The 23,158-nt window shown below is 69.1% G+C and carries 2 protein-coding genes; both read left to right on the forward strand.

The window, feature by feature from the left end; all coding sequences use genetic code 11:
- The first annotated feature begins 531 nt into the window (after positions 1-531).
- Complete coding sequence (locus AB0K11_RS16360; RefSeq protein ID WP_364978379.1) at positions 532-21,579, forward strand: non-ribosomal peptide synthase/polyketide synthase; 21,048 nt, start codon at positions 532-534, stop codon at positions 21,577-21,579.
- Between the two features lie 11 nt (positions 21,580-21,590).
- Positions 21,591-23,158, forward strand: a 1,568-nt coding sequence (locus tag AB0K11_RS16365) for an amino acid adenylation domain-containing protein (RefSeq protein ID WP_364978382.1), incomplete at its 3' end; no start/stop codon positions are given.

Here is a 23,158-nt window from a genome sequence, read left to right on the forward strand (position 1 = left end):
TTCGCTGTCGGCGATGGAGACGCAAATGTCACTGCTGGTCGACGCAGCTATTCGCCCGACGATCGATGCACCGGGTATTTCGGCGATCAGTGCAGGCAGAGTGCTGTGTGCGCACATCTCGGACGGCACTGCGGGATGAAATTCCGTACGGATTCGGCTAATGTTTTCGCTGCTCCGCCCCGAACCTGACGAATCGGCCGAACGCCCTTGCTACCTTCCAGTAGTGTGCTGTGAGTTATTCCGTTGGACGCGGGCGAAGCGAGGGGAGGGCCAGGTGGACGTCATTCCGTCCGATCACGATCGGGACGTCCCTCTGACCTTGATGTGTCACATCGAGCAACGCAACCCGCGCGTGTCCGCTCACGGAGGAGTCCACCGGCTGGTGGACCACGGCAAAGCCGAGCGCGCTGCGGCACCGGCCACGTGAGCCCGGACCGGCGCGAGGTCCGGCCGGGACGCCCATGCGGGCCACTGGTGGCGGATCGGTCTCGACGTGTGTGACACCAGCAGGGGGTTGAGGAGTTGATACCGATGGGGGAATCGGGTGGGGGCGCCCTTCCGTTGACGCGCGGCCAGCTCGACATCTGGCTCGCGCAGGAGACGGGTGATCTCGGCACGGCGTGGCAGCTGGGCATGTTCGTGCACATTGCGGGGGCAGTGGATCGCGACGCGCTGGAGTGGGCGATTCAGCGCGTCGTGCGCGAAGTCGAGTCGGCCAGGGCCGCCTTCGAAGAGGTGAACGGTCAGGTCGTCCAGTACGTCGTCGACGAGCCGGACGTCGAACTGATGTTTCACGATCTCACCGGTTCGCCAGACGGATGGGGCGACGTGCACCGGATCGCCGAGTCGATCCAGCGCACGCCGATGCCGCTGACGGGGCCGTTGCTCAAGTTCGCCCTCTTCGAGACGCACAGCGATGAATTCCATCTGTTCGCGTGCTGCCACCACCTGAACATGGACGGATCCGCGCTCGGTTTGGCGGGGCAGCGGATCGCGTCGGTCTATTCGGCTGTCGTTTCAGGTGCGCCGGTACCTCCCGCACTGTTCGGGTCATTGCAGGATGTCATCGATTGCGAAGCCGAATACGAGGCGTCTGCGGACTTCCTCGAGGACGAGGCCTGGTGGGCGGGCAATCTCCCGCCCGCCGAGGAGTTGCCGCATTCGTCGCGGTCGAGCGGCGATGCGCATGCGCGATACGAACAATCGGGCCCCGTGCGGCTGGATCCTTCGCTCCGTCGCAGGGTGGACGCGCTGGCGGAGGCGTGGACGATGCCCAGGTCGTCGATCCTCACGGCGGCATGCGCTCTGGTGCTGCGAGGACGCAGTGGCGTGTCGTCGACCGTCGTCCTCGACTTCCCGGTCACCAGGCGCGTGACCCCTCAGTCGAAGACCCTTCCCGGGATGTTCGCCGGCGTCGTGCCCCTGGTGATCGAGGTGTCACCGGCAGCGTCGGTCGCCGACTTCTGTCGGGGCGTGGACGCCAGGGTGCGTGAAGTCGTGAAGCACCAGCGGTACCCGGCGGACGCCCTGGAGCGCAAGGGCCGCCTGCCGGGGGCGGCACAGACCGCGGGCAGGGTGGGGGTCAACTTCCTGCCGTCCGCGTACACGTTGACCTTCGGCGGCGCCCCAGCGGCCGCGTCGTACACCAACATCGGACCGGTGGGCGGCTTCGGGTGGATCTTCTCGACGGCCGGCGAGGACCTCTTCATCAGCACGGCCGGCGCCGCGCAGTCGTTCTCGGGATTCGACGTCGCAGACATCGCCAGACTGCTGGAACGGATGCTGACGGCGATGACCGCAGATCCGAAGCGGCGCCTCGCCGTGATCGACGTCCTCGAGGCTAATGAACAACAGCAACTCGATCTCTGGGCCAACCGGGCGGCACTGGCAGAGGCCGCCTCGGCCGCCTCGTCCGATGCGTCGATCCCGGCGTTGTTCGCGGCGCAGGTCGCGCGGACCCCCGAGGCGGTGGCGCTGACGTTCGAGGGTCGTGACCTGACCTACCGCGAGCTGGACGACGTGTCGAACCGGTTGGCCCATCTGCTGGTCGGACACGGTGCGCGTCCCGGTGAGTCGGTGGCGCTGCTGTTCCCCCGGTCGGCTGACGCCATCGTGGCGATCACGGCGGTGCTCAAGACGGGGGCGGCATACGTGCCGATCGACCCGAGTCATCCCGATTCGCGGGTCGAGTTCGTGCTCGGCGACTGCGCACCGGTCGCGGCGGTCGCCACCGCGGAACTGGCCGGACGGCTGGCGGGCCACGGTGTGGTCGTCGTCGACCCGCACGACACCCGGATCACCGCGCAGCCTGCCACGGCATTGCCCATGCCTGCCGCGGACGACGTCGCCTACCTGATCTACACCTCGGGAACAACCGGACGACCGAAGGGTGTCGCGGTCACTCACGGCAACGTCGCTTCGCTGATGACGTCGGTGAAGGCGGACCTGCCGCGTACGGGCGTGTGGACGCAGTGGCATTCCTACGCTTTCGACGTCTCCGTGTGGGACATCTGGGGTCCCCTTCTCGCCGGCGGGCGCCTGCTGGTGGTGCCGGAGGCCGTGGCGACCTCGCCGGAGGAGTTCCACGCGCTGCTGGTCGCCGAGCGCGCCGATGTGATGAGTCAGACGCCCTCCGCCGTCGGGATGCTCTCACCCGACGGCCTGGAGTCGACGGCCCTGGTGGTGGACGGCGAGGCGTGCCCTGCCGACGTGATGGATCGGTGGGCACCGGGCCGCGTCATGGTGAACGCCTACGGGCCGACCGAGGCCACGATCTTCGCGACGATCAGCCGGCCGTTGCAGCCGGGGTCGGGCGTGGTGCCCATCGGTGAGCCGGTGCCGAGGGCAGCGTTGTTCGTGCTGGACGGATGGTTGCGGCCGGTGCCGGCGGGTGTGATGGGTGAGCTCTACGTGGCGGGCGCAGGCGTGGCGGCCGGCTATGTCGGCCGGTCGGGCCTGAGCGCGTCACGATTCGTGGCGTGCCCGTTCGGCGGGCCCGGAACGAGGATGTATCGCACCGGTGACCTGGTGTCCTGGTGTGCAGACGGCCAATTGGAGTACTTCGGCCGAGCCGACGAGCAGGTCAAGATCCGCGGATACCGCATCGAACTCGGCGAAGTCCAAACCGCGTTGGCGGCCGTCGACGGCGTCGAACAGGCCGTGGTGATCGCTCGGGAGGACCGCCCGGGTGACAAGCGGCTCGTCGGCTACGTGACGGGGTCGGTGGATGCCGGCGCGGCACGGATCGCCCTCGCGGAACAGTTGCCGCCCTACATGGTGCCGGCGGCGGTCATCGTGCTCGACGTGCTGCCCGTGACGGTGAACGGCAAGCTGGACCGTCGTGCGCTCCCAGCGCCGGAATACCAGGGCGTCGACCGGTACCGCGCTCCGTCGACGGCGGTCGAGGAGATCCTGGCCACCCTCTTCGCCGAGGTCCTCGGGTTGGAGCGGGTCGGGGTCGACGACTCGTTCTTCGAGCTGGGTGGCGACAGCATCCTGTCGATGCAGGTGGTGTCCCGCGCCCGGGCAGCCGGCCTGGTGTGTCGTCCCCGAGATGTCGTGGTCGAGCAGACGGTGGCGCGGTTGGCCCAGGTCGTGCGCGCTTCCGACGGACCTGAGACGGTCGACGACGGTCTGGGGCCGGTGTCGGCGACTCCGATCATGGCCTGGCTGAACGGGATCGACGGGCCGGTGCACCAGTTCAACCAGACGACGGTGCTGCAAGCCCCGGCGGGTGCCGACGAGGCTGATGTCCGCATCGTGTTGCAGGCGCTGCTCGACCGGCATGCGATGTTGCGACTGCGTGTCCTCGACGACGGCTCGGGCGACTGGTCGTTCGAGGTGCCCGGGGTGGGTGCGGTGGACGCCACCGACTGCCTGGTCTACGCAGAGAGCCTGACCGACGACGTCGTCTCGGCGGCACGGTCCCGGCTCGATCCGTTCGCAGGGGCGATGGTCGCCGCGGTGTGGGCGAGGTCGACCGCGCAGCTGATGCTGAGCGTCCACCACCTCGCCGTCGACGGCGTGTCCTGGCGAATCCTGATCGAGGACATCAACATCGGCTGGGCTCAACTCCGTGCGGGTCAGCCGATCGCGCTGCCGGACGGGGGCACGTCGTTCGCCAAGTGGTCGACCGTGCTGGCCGACCACGCGGCATCGGACGTGGTCGTCGGGGTGGCTGATCGATGGCGGCAGGTGTTGGCGGTGCCGGAGGTGCTGGCGGCGCCGGACCCCGAGCGGGACAAATACGTCACGGCGGGGCGGCTGTCGGTGGACCTGGACACCGAGACCACACGGATGTTGCTCGGTGAGGTTCCCGCCGCGTATCACGCCGGGGTGCAAGACATCCTGCTCGCCGCCTTCGGTGTGGCGTGTGCGGAATTCCTCGACGCCGGTGCCACGCCGGTCGGCATCGAGGTCGAAGGCCACGGTCGCACCGAGGAGATCGCCGACGGCGTGGATCTGTCGCGAACGGTCGGGTGGTTCACCGCGAAGTACCCGGTGGCACTGTCCGGTGGGTTGTCGTGGTCCGAGGTGCTCGCCTCCCGACCGGCTCTGGACGGTGTGGTCAAGCAGGCCAAGGAGCAACTGCGGGCGCTGCCCGGCGGCATCACCTACGGGTTGCTTCGCCATGTGAACACCGAGATCGAACTCGACGGCCCCGACCGGGTGATCGGCTTCAACTACCTCGGCCGGCTCGGCGCGGGCGAGCTGTCGGATGAGCTGTGGCGCCTCGACGCCGACGCCGTGGCTGTGACGGCTGCGGCGGCGGAGGTCACCACCCCGCTGATGTACTCGTTGGGTCTGGATGCGGCGACCGTCGACTCCGCGGCGGGTCCCCGACTGCGGGCCCAGTGGACGTGGGCCACAACAGTTCTCACCGACCTCGAGGTCGAGCGGTTGAGCCGGCTGTGGTTCGAGGCGCTGACGGGGATCTGTGGGCTGGTGGGCGGCGGCATCGGCGGCGGTTTGACGCCGTCGGACGTGCTGCCCGCTCGGGTCCGCCAGACCGATCTCGATCACCTCGTCGAGCACTACGACGTGGCCGATGTGCTGCCGTTGAGTCCGCTGCAGCAGGGACTGCTGTTCCACACCGATGCGGTCGGTGCCGACGACGATCATCTCTACGCGTTGCAGCTCGAGCTCACCCTCGACGGTGGTGTGGACCGTTCCCGGTTGCACGATGCGGTGTCCACCGTCGCGCAGCGTCATCCGCACCTGGCGGCTCGGTTCTGTCAACGGTTCGACGAGCCGGTGCAGGTCATTCCGGCGCGTCCCGAGATCGGCTGGCACGAGGTCGAGTTCGACAACGAGGATCAGGTGCGGCAGCTGTGTGTGGCCGAGCGCGCCGCCGTGGGTTCCCTCGAGAACGGCCCGCTGTTGCGGGCGGCTCTGGTCCAACTCACCCCTGACTGCCACCGGTTCGTGGTGACGGCCCATCACATCGTGATCGACGGATGGTCGCTGCCGTTGCTGCTTCAGGAGATCTTCGCCTGCTACTACGGGCACCAGTTGCCGGCCGCTCCGCCGTACCGCCGGTTCCTGTCGTGGCTCGCGGAACGCGACCTGACGGCTGCCCGTGCGGCGTGGGGGCAGGTGCTGGCAGATGTCGACGCCCCGACGATGGTCGGTCAGACGGGCACGGCCGGGTCGGGGCCGCGCGGCGTCGCATCGGTAGAGCTGTCGGACCGGATCACCCAGGCGCTGGGTGAGGTGGCGCGCGCGCACCGGACGACGGCGAACATCTTCCTGCAGGCGGCGTGGGCCGTCGTGCTGAACTCGCTGACGGGCCGGCGCGACGTTCTGTTCGGCACCACCGTGTCGGGGCGTTCCGATGAGGTCGCAGGCGCGGACTCGATGATCGGCCTGCTGATCAACACCGTGCCGGTGCGGGCACGCTGCAGCGCGACGACCACGGTCACCGAGCTGTTGGAGCAGCTGCAGGACAGTCACATCCACACGCTGGAACACCAGCATCTCGCGCTCGGGGAGATGCACCGACTGGCCGGCCAGGACCAGCTCTTCGACACCTTGTTCGTCTACGAGAACTATCCGCTGGACGCAGGCTTCGCGCCGGGCGCCGACGGGCTGACCGTCACGGATGTCACCACTCGCGAGTTCAACCACTATCCGCTTGCGATACAGGCCATTCCCGGTGCGCGGTTGCGGCTGCGCGTCGAGTACGACACGGACGTCTTCACGGCCGGCGACGTCGACGGGTTGATCGCGAGATGTGACCGGGTGCTGGCGGCGATGACCGCCGATCCCGCTGTCCGGGTGGCGTCGATCGACGTACTCGACGCGGCCGAGCACGCGCGGCTCGACCGGTGGTCGAACCGGGCGGTGCTGTCGCGTCCGATGACCGCGTCGGTGTCCATTCCGGGACTGTTCGCCGAGCAGGTGGTGCGGTGCCCGGGAGCGGTGGCGCTGACGTTCCAGGGGCGCAATCTGACCTATCGCGAGCTGGATCAGGCGTCGAATCGGTTGGCGCACACACTGGTCGGTCACGGTGCACGACCGGGGGAGCTGGTGGCGATGCTGCTGCCACGCTCGGCCGATGCGGTCGTGACGATCCTGGCGGTGCTCAAATCGGGTGCGGGGTATCTACCGCTCGATCCGGCTCACCCCGACACGCGGATCCAGTTCGTGTTGGCCGACGCGGCTCCGATCGCGGTGGTCACCACTGCCGAACTCGCGACACGGTTGGGTGGTGGCGATCGGGTCGTCGTCGATGTCGGCGACCCGGCGATCGAGGATCGCCCGGCCACGGCTCTGGCGCTCCCGGCGTCGGACGACATCGCCTACGTCATCTACACCTCCGGAACCACGGGCACTCCCAAGGGAGTGGCGGTCCCGCACCGCAACGTGATCGAACTGCTGGCCTCACTCGACGCAGATCTCGAGTTGGTAGGCCAGGTCTGGACGTTGGCGCATTCGCTGGCGTTCGACTATTCGGTGTGGGAGACATGGGGGGCGCTGCTGCGCGGCGGGCGGCTGGTGGTGTTGCCGGAGTGGGTCACCCGGTCACCCGAGGACTTGCATGCGGTGCTCGTCGAGGAGCAGGTGACCGTCTTCTCCCAGACACCCGCGGCGTTCTACGCACTGCAGGCCGTCGACGCACTGGAACCCGGTCGGGGTGAGCAGCTGAAGCTGCAGACGGTGATCTTCGGTGGCGAAGCGCTCGAGCCGCACCGCCTTGCGCGGTGGTTCGTCGATCATCCGGGGCTGCCGCGGATGATCAACATGTACGGGATCACCGAGACCACCGTGCACGCCTCGTTCCGGGAGATCGTCGCCGACGACGCCGAGGGCACCGGCAGTCCGATCGGAGTGCCGCTGGACCATCTGGCGTTCTTCGTGCTGGACGAGTGGCTGCGGCCACTGCCCGCCGGCGCGGTCGGCGAGTTGTATGTGGCCGGTTCCGGACAGGCGGCCGGGTACGTGAACCGGGCCGGGCTCACGGCTTCCCGGTTCGTGGCCTGCCCCTTCGTCAGGGCCGGCGATGCCCCCGGGACGAGGATGTATCGCACCGGCGACGTGGTGAGCTGGAGTGCCGACGGGCAGCTGCAGTACCTGGGCCGGGCCGATGAGCAGGTCAAGATCCGGGGTCATCGGATCGAACTGGGCGAAATCCGCGCCGCCCTGGCGTCGGTCGACGGGGTGGATGCCGCGGCGGTGATCGCCCGAGAGGATCAACCGGGAACCAGGCGCCTCGTCGCCTACGTCACCGGGTCGGTCGATCCCGCTGCCGCGCGCGAGGCGCTGGCGCGGTGGTTGCCCGAGTACATGGTGCCGACCGCGGTCGTGGTGCTCGATGCGTTGCCGTTGACGGTCAACGGCAAGCTGGACGTGCGGGCGCTCCCGGCGCCGCGGCACCAGGGCGGGGACGTCCACCGGGCGCCGACGACCGCTGACGAGACGACGGTCGCGGCAATTTACGCCGAGGTCCTCGGCGTGGAGCGGGTCGGCGCGGACGACTCGTTCTTCGAGCTGGGCGGCGACTCCCTGTCGGCGATGCGGGTGATCGCGGCGATCAACCGGTCCTACGACGCCGGCTTGACGGTGCGGGTCTTGTTCGAGGCGCCGACGGTGGCACAGTTGGCGTCGCGGCTCGACGCGGGATCGCCGTCGAACGGTTTCGACCCGCTGGTTCCCGTCGATCGGCCGGCGGTCGTGCCGTTGTCGTTCGCGCAGAACCGGATGTGGTTCATCGACCAGTTGCAGGGCGCTTCGCCGATGTACAACATGGCGATCGCACTGCGGCTGACCGGAACGCTGGACCTCGAGGCACTGCACGCCGCAGTGGGCGACGTGGTCTCCCGCCACGAGCCGTTGCGCACGGTGCTCTCCGCCGTCGACGGGGTGCCGTGTCAGGACGTGCTGCCGGTCGAGGCCGCCGTCGTGAACTGGCAGACCGTCGACGCGGTCGGCTGGACCGCGGCCGAGGTGGACGCCGCCGTGCAGGCCGCGGCCGGACATGCGTTCGACCTCGCCCGCGAGATTCCCTTGCGGGCAACGCTTCTCCGAGTTTCTGAGATCGAGCACATCCTGGTCGGGGTGGTGCATCACATCGCGGCCGACGGCGGGTCGGTCACGCCGTTCGTGACCGATTTGGGCCGGGCCTATGCCGCGCGAAGTGCGCAGCGCGCTCCGGACTGGATTCCGTTGCCTGTGCAGTACGTCGACTACACGCTGTGGCAGCGTGCGCAGCTGGGGGAGCTGTCCGACGCCGACAGCCGGATCGCCAGGCAGTTGGCGTACTGGCAGGAGGCCCTCGCCGATCTCCCCGAGCGCCTGGCGCTCCCGACGGACCGGCCCTACCCGGTGGTGGCCGACCAGCGCGGTGCCACGGTCAGGTTCGCATGGCCTGCGGATCTGCAGCAGCGGCTGCACGAGGTCGCCGCCGATCACGAGGCGACCGGGTTCATGGTGGTGCAGGCCGCCCTGGCCGTGCTGCTCGGAACCCTCTCGGCGAGTTCGGATGTCGCGGTCGGATTCCCGATCGCGGGCCGCAACGATCCCGCACTCGACGACCTGGTCGGCTTCTTCGTCAACACGTTGGTGCTGCGCACGGATCTGGCCGGGGATCCGACGGTGGCAGAGCTGCTCGGCCGGGTGCGCACCGGCAGCCTGGCCGCCTTCGATCACCAGGACGTGCCGTTCGAGGTGCTGGTGGAACGGCTCAACCCCGCGAGAAGCCGCGCACATCACCCGTTGGTGCAGGTGATGTTGGCATGGCAGAACGGGTTCGGACTGGGCGGCGATGACACCGCGGGGTTGTCGTTGGGGGACCTCGAGGTCACCCGCATGCCGATCGACACCCACACGGCACGGATGGATCTGGCGTTCTCGATCACCGAACGCCTCACCGACGCCGGCGCTCCCGCCGGTATCGCCGGAGAGGTCGAATTCCGCACCGACGTCTTCGACCCCTCGACCGTCGGCACCGTCATCGACCGTCTCGAACGGGTGCTGGCGGCCATGACCGCCGATCCGGCGAGGCGGCTGTCGACGATCGATGTGCTCGACGCATCGGAGCACGCTCGGCTCGACCGGTGGACCAACCAAGCCGTGCTGACGCGGGAATCGCCTGCGCCGTGGTCGATTCCGGCTGCCTTCGGCGCCCAGGCGGCCGCCACGCCGACCGCCGTGGCGATCAGCTTCGCCGGCCGTGCGATGACCTACCGCGAGCTCGACGAGGCCTCGAACCGGATGGCGCACTTCCTGTTGAGCCAGGGCGCCGGCCCGGGCCGGCGGGTTGCGTTGCTGCTGAATCGCTCCGCCGAAGCGATCGTCGCGATGCTGGCGGTGCTGAAGTCGGGTTCGGCGTACGTGCCGATCGACCCGGCGGTGCCCGACGCCCGCGTCTTGTTCGTGCTGGGCGACGCCGCTCCCGTCGCGGCCATCACCACCGCCGAGATGACGGAACGACTGGACGGACACGGCGTGACGATCGTCGACGTCGACGACCCAGCCGTTACCGGCCACCCGCGCACCGCCGTGCCCGCCCCGGCGCCCGACGACATCGCCTACGTCATCTACACCTCGGGCACCACAGGTGTGCCGAAGGGTGTTGCGGTCACCCATGCCAACGTCACTCGACTGCTGAGTTCACTCGAGGAGGGCCTCCCGACCCAGGCGTGGGCGCAGTGCCATTCCTATGCCTTCGACGCCTCGGTGGAGGAGATCTGGGGCGTCCTGCTCCATGGTGGCCGGCTGGTGGTGGTGCCTGAGCAGGTGGTCCGGTCGCCCGACGACTTCCGCAACGTCCTGATCGGGGAACAGGTCAGCGTCGTCACCCAGACACCCTCGGCGCTGACGATGATGTCGCCCGCCGGGCTCGACCGACTGGCGTTGGTGATGGCAGGCGAAGCGTGCCCGCCCGACGTCGTGGACCGCTGGGCGCCAGACCATCTCGTGGTCAACGCCTACGGACCGACGGAGACCACGATCTGTGCATCCCGGACGGCGCCGTTGCTGCCGGGATCCGGTGCACCCCCGATCGGCTCGCCGGTGTCGACGGCGGCGCTGTTCGTGCTCGACGCGTCGCTGCGGCGGGTGCCTGCCGGTGTGGTGGGCGAACTCTATGTCGCCGGCCACGGTGTCGCCGTCGGGTACGTCGGCCGGTCGGGATTGACGGCGTCGCGATTCGTGGCCTGCCCGTTCGGAGGAGCGGGGGCAGCCCCCGGTCTGAGGATGTATCGCACCGGGGACCTGGTGGCCTGGCGTGCCGACGGGCAACTCGACTACTTCGGGCGGGCCGACGAACAGGTCAAGCTCCGCGGGTACCGAATCGAACTGGGCGAGATCCAGGCGGCGCTGGTGTCGGTGGACGGCGTGCAGCGAGCGGCGGTGATCGTCAGGGAGGACCGCCCGGGCGACAAGCGTCTGGTTGGTTACGTCACCGGTTCGGCGGATCCCGGTCGTGCGCGCGCGGTGTTGGCGCAGCGGTTGCCCGACTACATGGTGCCGAGCGCGATCGTGGTGCTCGACGGCTTGCCGGTGACGGTGAACGGCAAGCTGGACAGGCGGGCGTTGCCTGCGCCGGAGTACCAGAACGCGGATGACTACCGGGCGCCGACCACAGTGCAGGAGGAGATCCTGGCCGCGATCTTCGCCGATGTTCTCGGCGTGGAACGGGTCGGGGTCGACGACGGGTTCTTCGAACTCGGTGGCGACTCGTTGTCGGCCATGCGGGTGATCGCCGCGATCAACAAGGCGTTGGATGTGGAACTGCCGGTGCGCGTGCTGTTCGAGGCGCCGACGGTACGGCAGTTGGCGTCGAGTGCCGTTGCGGGTTCGAGCGGGTTGGCGCCGCTGGTCGCCGGAGAGCGGCCGGCCGTGGTGCCGCTGTCGTTCGCGCAGAACCGGTTGTGGTTCCTCGACCAGTTGCACGGTCCGTCCCCGGTCTACAACATGGCCATGACGCTGCGGTTGACCGGCAGTCTGGACGTGGAGGCGCTGCGGGCGGCGCTGGTGGACGTGGTGAGCCGGCACGAGAGCCTGCGGACGTTGTTCGCCGCAATCGACGGGGTGCCGCGGCAGGTCGTCGTGGACGCCGCGCAGGCCGAAGTCGGTTGGCAGGTCGTCGATGCCGAGGGATGGCCGGCGCAGCGGCTCGACGATGCGGTCGAGCGGGCGGCGAGGCACGCGTTCGACCTGACGACCGAGATCCCGTTGCGGGCCACACTCATTCGCATCTCCTCCGATGAGCACGTGCTCGCGGGTGTGGTTCACCACATCGCCGCGGACGGCACGTCCCTGGCGCCCCTGGTGGGTGATCTCGCTGCGGCGTATGCCGCGCGTGGTGCGGGGCAGGCCCCGGCATGGGCGCCGTTGCCGGTGCAGTATGTGGACTACACGCTGTGGCAGCGTGCGCAGCTCGGTGAGATGGCGGACGCGGATTCCCGTATCGGTGGGCAGCTGGCCTACTGGATGGACGAATTGGCCGGCCTGCCTGAGCGGTTGGTGCTGCCGACGGATCGGCCGTACCCCCCGGTGGCCGATCAGCGCGGTGCGCAGGTGACGGTGGCGTGGTCGGCGGATCTGCAGCGGCAGGTGCGGGCGACCGCGGCCGCGCACGGTGCGACGGGTTTCATGGTGGTGCAGGCCGCGCTGGCGGTGCTGTTGGGCAGGGTGAGCGCTAGTTCGGATGTCGCGGTGGGCTTCCCGATCGCCGGACGCAACGATCCCGCGTTGGACGACCTGGTCGGGTTCTTCGTCAACACGCTGGTGCTGCGGGTCGACCTCGCCGGCGATCCCACGGTCGCCGAGCTGCTGGCTCAGGTGCGGCGGCGCAGCCTGGCCGCCTACGAGCACCAGGATGTGCCGTTCGAGGTGCTGGTCGAGCGGCTCAACCCCGCCCGGTCGTTGGCTCATCACCCGGTGGTGCAGGTGATGTTGGCCTGGCAGAACTTCGCCGGGCACGAGCTCGGTTCCAGCGGTGGGTTCGCCATGGGTGACGTGTGGGCCACCGAGGTGCCGACCGGCACGCAGACCGCGCGAATGGATCTGGCCGTCTCGATCGGTGAGCGGTTCGACGAGGATGGCGAACCGGCCGGTATCGCCGGTGTCGTGGAGTACCGCACCGACGTGTTCGACGCGGCGACGATCGAGGCGTTGGCCGGGCGGCTCGAGCGCGTGCTCGACGTGTTGACGACCGACCACACGAGCACGGTGTCGTCGATCGACGTGCTGGTCGGTGACGAGCGCTCCTGGCTCGACACCGTCGGCAACCGCGCGGTGCTGGCGACGCCGGCATCGGCCGGGATCTCCGTCCCGGATCTGTTCGCCGCGCAGGTCGACGCGGCCCCTGATGCGGTGGCGGTCCGCTTCGAGGGCGGCTCGTTGACCTATCGCGAGCTGGACCGCGCGTCGAATCGGCTGGCGCATCTGTTGATCGGTCGCGGTGCCGGGCCAGGCCGGCAGGTCGCGCTGCTGCTCAACCGTTCCGCCGAGGCGGTCGTGGCGATCCTGGCGGTGCTCAAGACCGGGTCGGCGTACGTGGCGATCGACCCGTCGGCACCGGATGCGCGTGTCGGTTTCGTGCTCTCCGATGCCGCCCCGGTCGCCGTCGTCACCGACTCCCACCATGCGGCCCGGCTGGACGGTCATGCGGTGACGGTCATCGACGTCGACGACGAAGTGGTCGATGGTCACCCCGCGTCGGCACTGCCGGCACCCGCGGTCGACGACGTCGCGTACCTGATCTACACGTCGGGGACCACGGGTGTGCCGAAAGGTGTTGCGGTCACTCATCGCAACGTGACACAACTGCTCGGATCGCTGGACGCCGGCCTGCCGGATCCCGGGGTGTGGGCGCTGTGCCATTCGTTGGCGTTCGACGTGTCGGTGTGGGAGATCTTCGGCGCCCTGCTTCGCGGCGGGCGCGTGGTCGTGGTGCCCGAGGCGGTGGCGGGTTCCCCGCGCGACTTCCACGACGTCCTGGTCGCCGAGGGGGTCACCGTGCTGACCCAGACCCCGTCGGCGGTGGGCATGCTGTCGGAGCAGGGCCTGGAGTCGGCGGCGCTGGTGGTGGTCGGTGAGGCCTGCCCGGCAGAGGTGGTGGACCGGTGGGCCACGCCGGGCCGGGTGATGATCAACGCCTACGGTCCGACCGAGACCACGATGTGCGTGGCGGTCAGTGCTCCGTTGGTGCCAGGAGCGCGGGTGCCGATCGGATCGCCGGTGGCGGGAGCGGCGTTGTTCGTGCTCGACGAGTGGCTGCGCCCGGTGCCCGCCGGCGTGGTGGGCGAGCTGTACGTCGCCGGTCACGGGGTGGCCGACGGCTACGTGGGCCGGTCGGGCCTGACGGCCTCGCGATTCGTCGCGTGCCCGTTCGCCGAGGCGGGGGAGACCTCCGGGATGCGGATGTATCGCACCGGGGACGTGGTGCGCTGGGGAGCCGACGGCCAACTCGATTATCTGGGCCGCGCCGACGAGCAGGTCAAGATCCGTGGCTACCGGATCGAGCTGGGTGAGATCCAGGCCGCGCTGGCCCAGGTGGACGGTGTGAGCCGGGCGGCGGTGATCGCCCGTGAGGATCGCCCCGGCGACAAGCGTCTGGTCGGCTATGTCACCGGCACGGTGGACCCGGCCCGCGCCCGCGCGGCACTCGCCGAGCGGCTGCCCGATTACATGGTGCCGACGGCGGTTCTGGTGCTGGATGCGTTCCCGTTGACGTCGAACAACAAGTTGGACGTCAAGGCCTTGCCGGTGCCGGAGTACGGGCAGCGTGGCGGATACCGCGCCCCTTCCACGGCAGTGGAGGAGATCCTCGCGGGAATCTTCGCCGAGGTGCTCGGTGTGGAGCGGGTCGGGGCCGACGATTCGTTCTTCGAGCTGGGTGGCGATTCGATCCTCTCCATGCAGGTGGTGTCGCGGGCGAGGGCCGCCGGGCTGACATGCCGGCCCAAGGACGTGTTCACCGAACAGACGGTGGCCCGGTTGGCTCGGGTGGTCGAGGTGGCCGTCGCCGAGGTGACCGCCGATGACGGGGTGGGGCCGGTGGTGGCCACGCCGATCATGCGGTGGCTGCGGAGCGTCGACGGCCCGACCGGTGAGTTCAATCAGACGATGGTGGTGGCAACACCTGCCGAGGTCGGCGAGGCCGACGTCGTCACGGTGTTGCAGGCCTTGCTGGATCGGCACGCCGCACTGCGGCTGCGGGTGGATGACGACGGCGCCGGGGGATGGTCCCTGCGGGTGCCCGAACCCGGAACGGTGGACGCCGCCGCATGCGTGTCGTCGGTCGAGGTGTTGACCGAGGATGTGGTGCTCGAGGCGCGGTCACGACTGAATCCGACTGCGGGAGTGATGCTCTCGGCGGTATGGGCGTCCGGTGCGGGTGAGCTGGCCCTGGTGGTGCACCATCTCGCCGTCGACGGGGTGTCGTGGCGGATCCTGCTGGAAGACGCGAACATCGCGTGGGCCCAGCTCCGCGGCGGGCAGCCGATCGTGTTGCCTGCGTCGGGCACGTCATTCGCCCGGTGGTCGCAGCTGCTGGAACAGCGCGCCGTCGCCGATGCGGTGACTGCGTCCGCTCAGGTGTGGCACGAGGTGGCCTCGACCCCGGCGGTGCTGCCGGCGCCGCATCCGGAGCGCGACACCTACGCGTCGGCGGGCCGACGGTCGGTCGAGTTGGATGCCGAGACCACCCAGGCGTTGCTGGGCGAGGTGCCTGCGGCATTCCACGCCGGGGTGCAGGACATCCTGCTGATCGCGTTCGGGATGGCCTGTGCCGAGTTCCTCGGCACCGGCGAGGTGCCCGTCGGCATCGACGTGGAAGGCCACGGCCGCGACGAGGATCTGGCCGCGGGAGTGGATCTGTCGCGCACCGTGGGCTGGTTCACCACCAAGTACCCCGTGGCATTCTCCGGCGCCCGGATCGACTGGACGCAGGTCGCTTCCGGCCAGGCCGAACTCGGGCGGGTGGTCAAGGCCGGCAAGGAGCAGTTGCGCACACTTCCCGATGGCCTGACCTACGGCTTGTTGCGCTACCTCAACGCGGAGGTGCAGGTCGGCGGCGCCGACCCGGCGATCGGGTTCAACTACCTGGGTCGAATCGGCGGCACGGGCGCATTGTCCGAGGACATGTGGCGGCCCCACACGGCCACCGCACTGCCCGCCGCGGCGGCGGCGGTGCCGATGCCGTTGGCGCACACGGTGGAACTCAACGCCGTCACCCTCGACACCGACGAGGGTCCGCGGTTGCAGGCGAGCTGGACATGGGCCACCTCGGTGCTGCAGGACGTCCACATCGAGCGGTTGAGTCGACTGTGGTTCGAGGCGCTGGCCGGGATCCGTGCCCACGTCCGAACCGGCGGAGGCGGACTGACCCCGTCGGACGTCACTCCGGCCCGGCTCACGCAACCCCAGCTCGACGAGTTGCAGGATCAGTACCGCATCGCCGACGTCCTTCCCCTCACCCCGCTGCAACGGGGACTGCTCTTCCACACCGGCAGCGCCGATGTGTATGCGCTGCAACTCGGTTTCACCGTCTCGGGTCCACTGGATCCGGCTCGGTTGGCGGCGGCGGTGCAGTCGGTGGTGAGCCGCCACCCGCACCTGGTCGCAACATTCAGCGAGCGCTTCGACGAGCCCGTGCAGATCATTCCGGCCGATCCGGTCGCCGGCTGGCGCTACGTCGAATGTGACGAGGGCGTCCGCGTCGACGACGTCATGGAGCGGGAATCCGCCGCGGAGCGGGCCGCGGTCGCCGTTCTGGAGAACGCGCCTGCGTTCCGGGTGGCGTTGATCCGGAGTGCGCCCGACGCGCACCGTGTGCTGCTGACCAGTCATCACATCGTGCTGGACGGCTGGTCCCTGCCGATCCTGTTGCAGGAGATCTTCGCCGGCTACTTCCGACAGCAACTGCCGCCGGCGGTGCCCTACCGCCGGTTCGTGTCCTGGCTGGCCGAACGCGACCTCGACGAGGCCCGCACCGCCTGGGGTGAAGTGCTCGCGGGGTTCGACACCCCCACCCTGGTCGCCGCACCGGACCGACGGGAACTCGGACCGCGCCGCGCCGTGTCGGTCAGCGTCCCCGAGCCGATCACCGGCGCACTGACCGAACTGGCCCGCTCGCAGGCGACCACCGTCAGCACCGTCTTACAGGCAGCATGGGCGATGCTGGTCAGCTCCCTGGCCGGCCAGCTGGACGTGGCGTTCGGTGCGGTCGTCTCGGGCAGGCCCGATGACGTCGCGGGAGCCGACTCGATGATCGGCCTGTTGATCAACACGGTGCCGGTGCGCGCCAGGCTCACCCCGGCGACCACCGTCGCGGAGCTGCTCGCCCAGCTGCAGCACTTCCACAACGCGACGCTCGAACACGAACACCTGGCGCTGCCCGACATCCACCGCAGCGTCGGTCACGACCAGCTGTTCGACACCTTGTTCGTCTTCGAGAACTACCCGGCCGACACCGCCGCGGCGATGGAAGCCGACGGATTGACCATCGGTGACGCCAAGACCCGGGAGTTCAACCACTACCCGTTGGCGATCCAGGCTCGACCCGGCGCCGAGCTCAGCATCCGGTGCGAACACGACACCCACGTCTTCGACGCGGACACCGTCGATGCGTTGCTGCGACGGCTGCAGCGGGTGCTGGTGGCGATGGCCGCCGATCCGGCGAGGCAGCTGTCGACCATCGACCTCCTCGACGCCGACGAGCGTGCTCACCTCGACGAGTGGGCCAATCGGGCGTCGTTGACCCGGTCCGCCGATCCGGGCTCATCGATCCCCGCGCTGTTCGCGTCGCAGGTCGCCGCGACACCGTCGGCGGTGGCGGTGACGTTCGAGGATCGGTCGATGACGTACCGCGAACTGGATGAGGCGTCGAATCGTCTGGCCCATCTGCTGGCCGCCCACGGTGCGGGTCCTGGTGCGTCCGTGGCGCTCCTGCTGCACCGTTCGGCCGATGCGATCGTCGCCATCGCCGCAGTGCTCAAGACCGGTGCGGCCTACGTGCCGATGGATCCCGGCCATCCGGATGACCGGATCGCGTTCGTGATCGCCGACTCGGCGCCGGTTGCGGCGGTCACCACCGCGGCGCTGGCCGGCCGATTGGACGGCCACGACCTGGCCGTGGTCGACGTTCACGACCAGCGCATCGACGCACAGCCGGACACCGCGCCCACTGCGCCGTCCGCCGACGATGTGGCGTACCGGATCTACACCTCGGGGACCACCGGCCGGCCCAAGGGCGTGGCGGTCACTCACCGCAATGTCGCCCAGCTGTTGGAGGCGGTGAGTGCCGATCTGCCAAGGACCGGCGTCTGGACGCAGTGGCACTCGTACGCGTTCGACGTTTCGGTGTGGGACATCTGGGGTCCGCTGCTGGGCGGCGGGCGACTGCTCGTGGTCTCGGAGGACGTGGCGGCCTCACCGGAGGAGTTCCACGCCCTGCTGGTCCGCGAGCGGGTCACGGTGCTGAGCCAGACCCCCTCGGCGGTGGGGATGCTCTCACCGGAGGGCCTGGAATCGATGGCGCTGGTCGTCGCCGGCGAGGCCTGCCCCGCCGACGTGGTCGACCGGTGGGCGCCGGGCCGGGTGATGATCAACGCCTACGGTCCGACCGAGGCCACCGTGTACGCCTCGATGAGTTCGCCGCTGGCGCCCGGATCGGCGGCGCCGATCGGTGCGCCGGTGCCGGGGGCGGCGTTGTTCGTGCTCGACGGGATGCTGCGGCCGGTACCCGCCGGGCTCGTCGGCGAGTTGTACGTGGCGGGACGTGGCGTGGCCGTCGGCTACGCGGGCCGGCCGGAATTGACGGGGTCGCGGTTCGTGGCGTGTCCGTTCGGAGCTCCCGGACTGAGGATGTATCGCACCGGTGACCTGGTGTCCTGGGGTGCCGACGGCCAGTTGCAGTACCTCGGACGCGCCGACGAGCAGGTCAAGATCCGTGGATACCGGATCGAGCTGGGGGAGATCCAGGCGGCACTGGCCGGACTGGCAGGCGTGGTGCAGGCGGCGGTGATCGTCCGTGAGGACCGTCCCGGTGACCGGCGGTTGGTCGGGTACGTGACCGAGTCGGTGAGCGGGGCGGTGGATCCGGTCGAGGTGCGCCGGTTGCTGGGTGAGCGGTTGCCGTCCTACATGGTGCCGACCGCAGTGGTGGTGCTGGATGCGCTGCCGGTGACGGTGAACGGCAAGCTCGACCGACGGGCGCTGCCGGCTCCGGAGTATCTGGACGGCGACGCCTACCGGGCGCCCGCCTCGGCGGTCGAGGAGATTCTCGCGGGAATCTTCGCCGAGGTGCTGGGCGTGGAGCGGGTCGGTGTCGATGACGGCTTCTTCGAGCTCGGCGGCGATTCGATCCTGTCGATGCAGGTGGTGTCGCGGGCGCGGGCGGCGGGGTTGACGTGCCGGCCCAAGGACGTGTTCATCGAGCAGACGGTGTCACGCCTGGCTCGGGTGGTGACGGCCGTCGAGGGTCCGACGACTGCCGATGACGGCCTGGGGCCGGTGGTGGCCACGCCGATCATGCGGTGGCTGCAGGACGTCGACGGTCCGACGGATCAGTTCAGCCAGACGATGGTGGTGCAGACCCCGGCCGGGGTTCGAGAGCCCGACGTGGTGGCGATCGTGCAGGCGCTGCTCGACGGCCATGGCATGTTGCGGCTGCGGGTGGACGACGACGGTGCCGGAGGGTGGGCGCTGCGGGTGCCCGAACCCGGGACGGTGAATGCCGCGGCATGCGTGTCGTCGGTGCCGGTGCTGACCGGTGAGGCGATCGCCGAGGGACAGGCGCGGCTCGATCCGGCGGCCGGAGTGATGCTCTCCGCGGTGTGGGCGGCGGCCACCCGTCAGTTGGTGGTGATCATCCACCACCTGGCCGTGGACGGCGTGTCGTGGCGAATCCTGCTGGAGGACCTCAACATCGCGTGGACTCAGCACCGAAGCGGTCAGCCGATCACGTTGCCCGCGGAAGCGACGTCCTTCGCGCGGTGGTCGGAGCTGCTGGCCGGGCATGCCCACGCGGAGAACACCACGACCGACGCCGCCGCCTGGCGCCGCGTCGAGGCGACCGCCGCAGCGTTGCCTGCGGTGCGGCCGGAGATCGACACCTACGCCACGGCCGGGCACCTGACGGAGTCGTTGGACGCCGAGATCACCCGGATGGTGTTGGGCGAGGTCCCGGCGGCGTTCCACGCCGGGGTGCAGGACATCTTGCTGATCGCGTTCGGGTTGGCGCTGGCGGAGTTCACCGGCACCGCGGACGCGCCCGTGGGTATCGCCGTGGAGGGTCACGGACGGCACGAGGATCTGGCCGACGGACTGGACCTTTCGCGGACGGTGGGCTGGTTCACCACGAAGTACCCGGTGTCGTTGTCGACCGCGCTGCCGTGGTCCGAGGTGGTCGCCGGCGAGGCGGCACTGGGTTCGGCGATCAAGGAGGCCAAGGAGCAGCTGCGCGCCCTACCCGACGGCCTGACCTACGGTCTGCTGCGGTACCTCAACGGCGACGCGGAGATGACCGGTTCCGATCCGGTGATCGGGTTCAACTATCTGGGTCGGCTGGGCGGCGGCGAGCTGTCCGACGAGCTGTGGCGGCCGAGTGACGACGAGTCGGTCGACCTCGCCGTGGCGGCCGTACCGATGCCGCTGCCGCACACCGTGGAACTCAACGCGGTCACGGTCGACACCGAGTCCGGGCCGCGGTTGCGGGCGAACTGGACGTGGGCGCCGTCGGTGCTCGACGGTGGGCAGGTCGAGCGGTTGAGTGCGCTGTGGTTCGAGGCGCTGGCCGGGATCTGCGCGCATGTGCGTCACGGTGGCGGTGGGCTGACTCCTTCGGACATCGCACCCGCCCGGCTGAGCCAGCACAACATCGACGCGCTCGCGGCGCAGTACCAGATCGCGGACGTGCTGCCCCTCACGCCGATGCAGCAGGGACTGCTCTTCCACGTGGAATCGGGGGAGTCGAACGAGGACCTGTACGCAACGCAACTCGACTTCACGGTGGCAGGCCCGTTGAACCCCGACCAACTGTTGAAGGCGGTACGCGCGGTCGTGGAACGCCACCCCCACCTGGTGGCGCGGTTCAGCGCACAGTTCGACGAGCCGGTGCAGGTCATCCCCGCCGACCCCGTGGTGGGATGGCAGTACGCGGAAACCGATGACGAAGCCCGGCTCGAGCGACTGTGCGCCGCCGAACGGGCGGCGGTGTGTGATCTGGGTGCCTCGCCGCCGTTCCGGGTGGCGCTGATCCGCACAGCCGAGGACCGGCACCGCTGTGTGCTGACGTTCCACCACATCGTGATCGACGGTTGGTCGATGCCGATCCTGCTGCGTGACATCTTCGCCACCTACTACGGGCACAGGTTGCCCGCGGCGCTGCCCTATCGGCGGTTCGTCTCCTGGCTGGCCGATCGCGACCTCGACGCGGCGCGGGCGGCCTGGGGCGAGGCGCTGGCCGGGTTGGACGCCCCCGCCCTGGTCGCCGGACCACACCGGACCCGGTTGGGGCGGCGTGGCATCGCATCGCTGAAGGTCTCCGAGCAGACCACCATGGCGCTGGCGGAACTGGCGCGTACCCACAAGACCACCGTCGCCACGGTGCTGCAGGGGGCATGGGCACTGCTGCTCACTTCACTGACCGGTCGCCACGACGTGGTGTTCGGCGCCACGGTCTCGGGGCGCCCGGCCGAACTGGCCGGTGCGGATTCGATGGTGGGCCTGTTCATCAACACCATCCCGGTGCGAGCAACTTTCGACGCCTCGACCACCGTGGTCGATTTGCTCGCTCAACTGAACAGGTCCTCGCAGGCCACCTTCGAACACCAGCATCTGGCGTTGCCCGAGATCCACCGGGTCACCGGCCACGACCAGTTGTTCGACACGCTGTTCGTCTACGAGAACTACCCGGTCGACACCACGGCTCCGCTGGGTCCCGACGGGTTGACCATCGTCGATTTCAGCAACCGCGAGTACAACGACTACCCACTGACCATGCAGGCGATTCCAGGCTCCCAGTTGACCATTCGATTCGAATACGACTCCGGCGTGTTCGACAATGCCACCGTCGAGGTTCTCCTCGAGCGACTAGAAATGGTGTTCGGAACAATGACCGCCGACTGATGGAGGACTGAGTGACCGCCGAAGCTTCGCGGCCCCTGCTTTCGACTGATTTCCTCGACGAGGACGAACATTCGGAACTGGAGGAGTGGGGCAATCGGGAGGCACTGAGCGAATCGATCAGGGCGTCGGTTTCCATCCCCGCGCTCTTCGCCGACCAGGTGGCACGGTCTGCAGGTGCGGTGGCGGTGACGTTCGAGGGTCGTTCGTGGACGTATCGCGAGTTGGACGACGCGTCGAACCGGTTGGCGCACCTGCTCGCTGGTCGAGGAGCAGGCCCGGGCGAGTTCGTGGCGGTGCTGTCTTCGCGGTCGGACGTGGCAGTGGTGGCGATCCTGGCTGTGCTCAAGACAGGTGCGGCCTACCTGCCGATCGATGCGGCCCATCCCGATGCCCGCATCGAGTTCGTGCTCGGGGATGCGCGTCCGGTCGTCGCGGTGACGACGGCGGCGCAACGCCCGAGGCTGGCCGGGTTCGGGCTGCCGGTGGTCGACGTCGACGACCCACAGGTCGCTGATCAGCCCGCCACCGCTCTGACTCCGCCGCATCCCGAAGACATCGCGTACGTCATCTACACCTCGGGCACCACCGGTCGTCCCAAGGGGGTGGCGATCCCCCACGCCAACGTCGTCGATCTGTTGGACGCGCTGGGCACCGTCGTCGACGCGCCGGGGCAGGTGTGGACGCAGTGTCATTCGTTGGCGTTCGACTACTCGGTGTGGGAGTTGTGGGGTCCGCTGCTGCGCGGGGGCCGGCTCGTCGTGGTGCCCGAATCGGTCACCGCCTCACCGGAGGACCTGCATGCCCTGTTGCTCGCCGAGCGGGTCAGCGTGCTGAGTCAGACGCCGACGGCGTTCCTCGGGTTGCAGGCGGTCGATGCCCGGCAGCCGGACGCCGGCAGGCAGCTCGCCCTCGAGGCGGTGATCTTCGGCGGTGAAGCGCTTGAGCCGCAACGTATCCGGACCTGGCTCGACAGCCATCGGGGCTCGCCCCGGATGATCAACATGTACGGCATCACCGAGACCACGGTGCACGCCTCATTCCGCGAGATCACCCGCGCTGACACAGAACGCAGCGTGAGCCCGATCGGGTCGCCATTGGACCACCTCGCCTTCTTCGTGCTGGATGGGTTGTTGCGTCCGGTGTCGGTGGGTGTGGTGGGGGAGTTGTATGTGGCGGGGTGGGGGGTGGCGTTGGGGTATGTGGGTCGTTCGGGTTTGACGTCGGCTCGGTTTGTGGCGTGTCCGTTTGGTGGTGTGGGTGTGCGGATGTATCGGACTGGGGATGTGGTGCGGTGGTCTGTGGGTGGGGAGTTGGAGTATTTGGGTCGTTCTGATGAGCAGGTGAAGGTTCGGGGTTTTCGGATCGAGTTGGGTGAGGTTCGGTCGGTGTTGGCGTCGTTGGATGGGGTGGAGTCTGCGGCGGTGGTGGTGCGGGAGGATCGGCCTGGGGATCGGCGGTTGGTTGGTTATGTGACCGGTGATGTGGATGTGGCGCGGGTGCGGGTGTTGTTGGGGGAGCGGTTGCCGTCCTACATGGTGCCGGTGGCGGTGGTGGTGTTGGATGCGTTGCCGGTGACGGT

This window comes from Mycobacterium sp. NPDC050551, from assembly GCF_040674075.1.
Lineage (GTDB): Bacteria > Actinomycetota > Actinomycetes > Mycobacteriales > Mycobacteriaceae > Mycobacterium.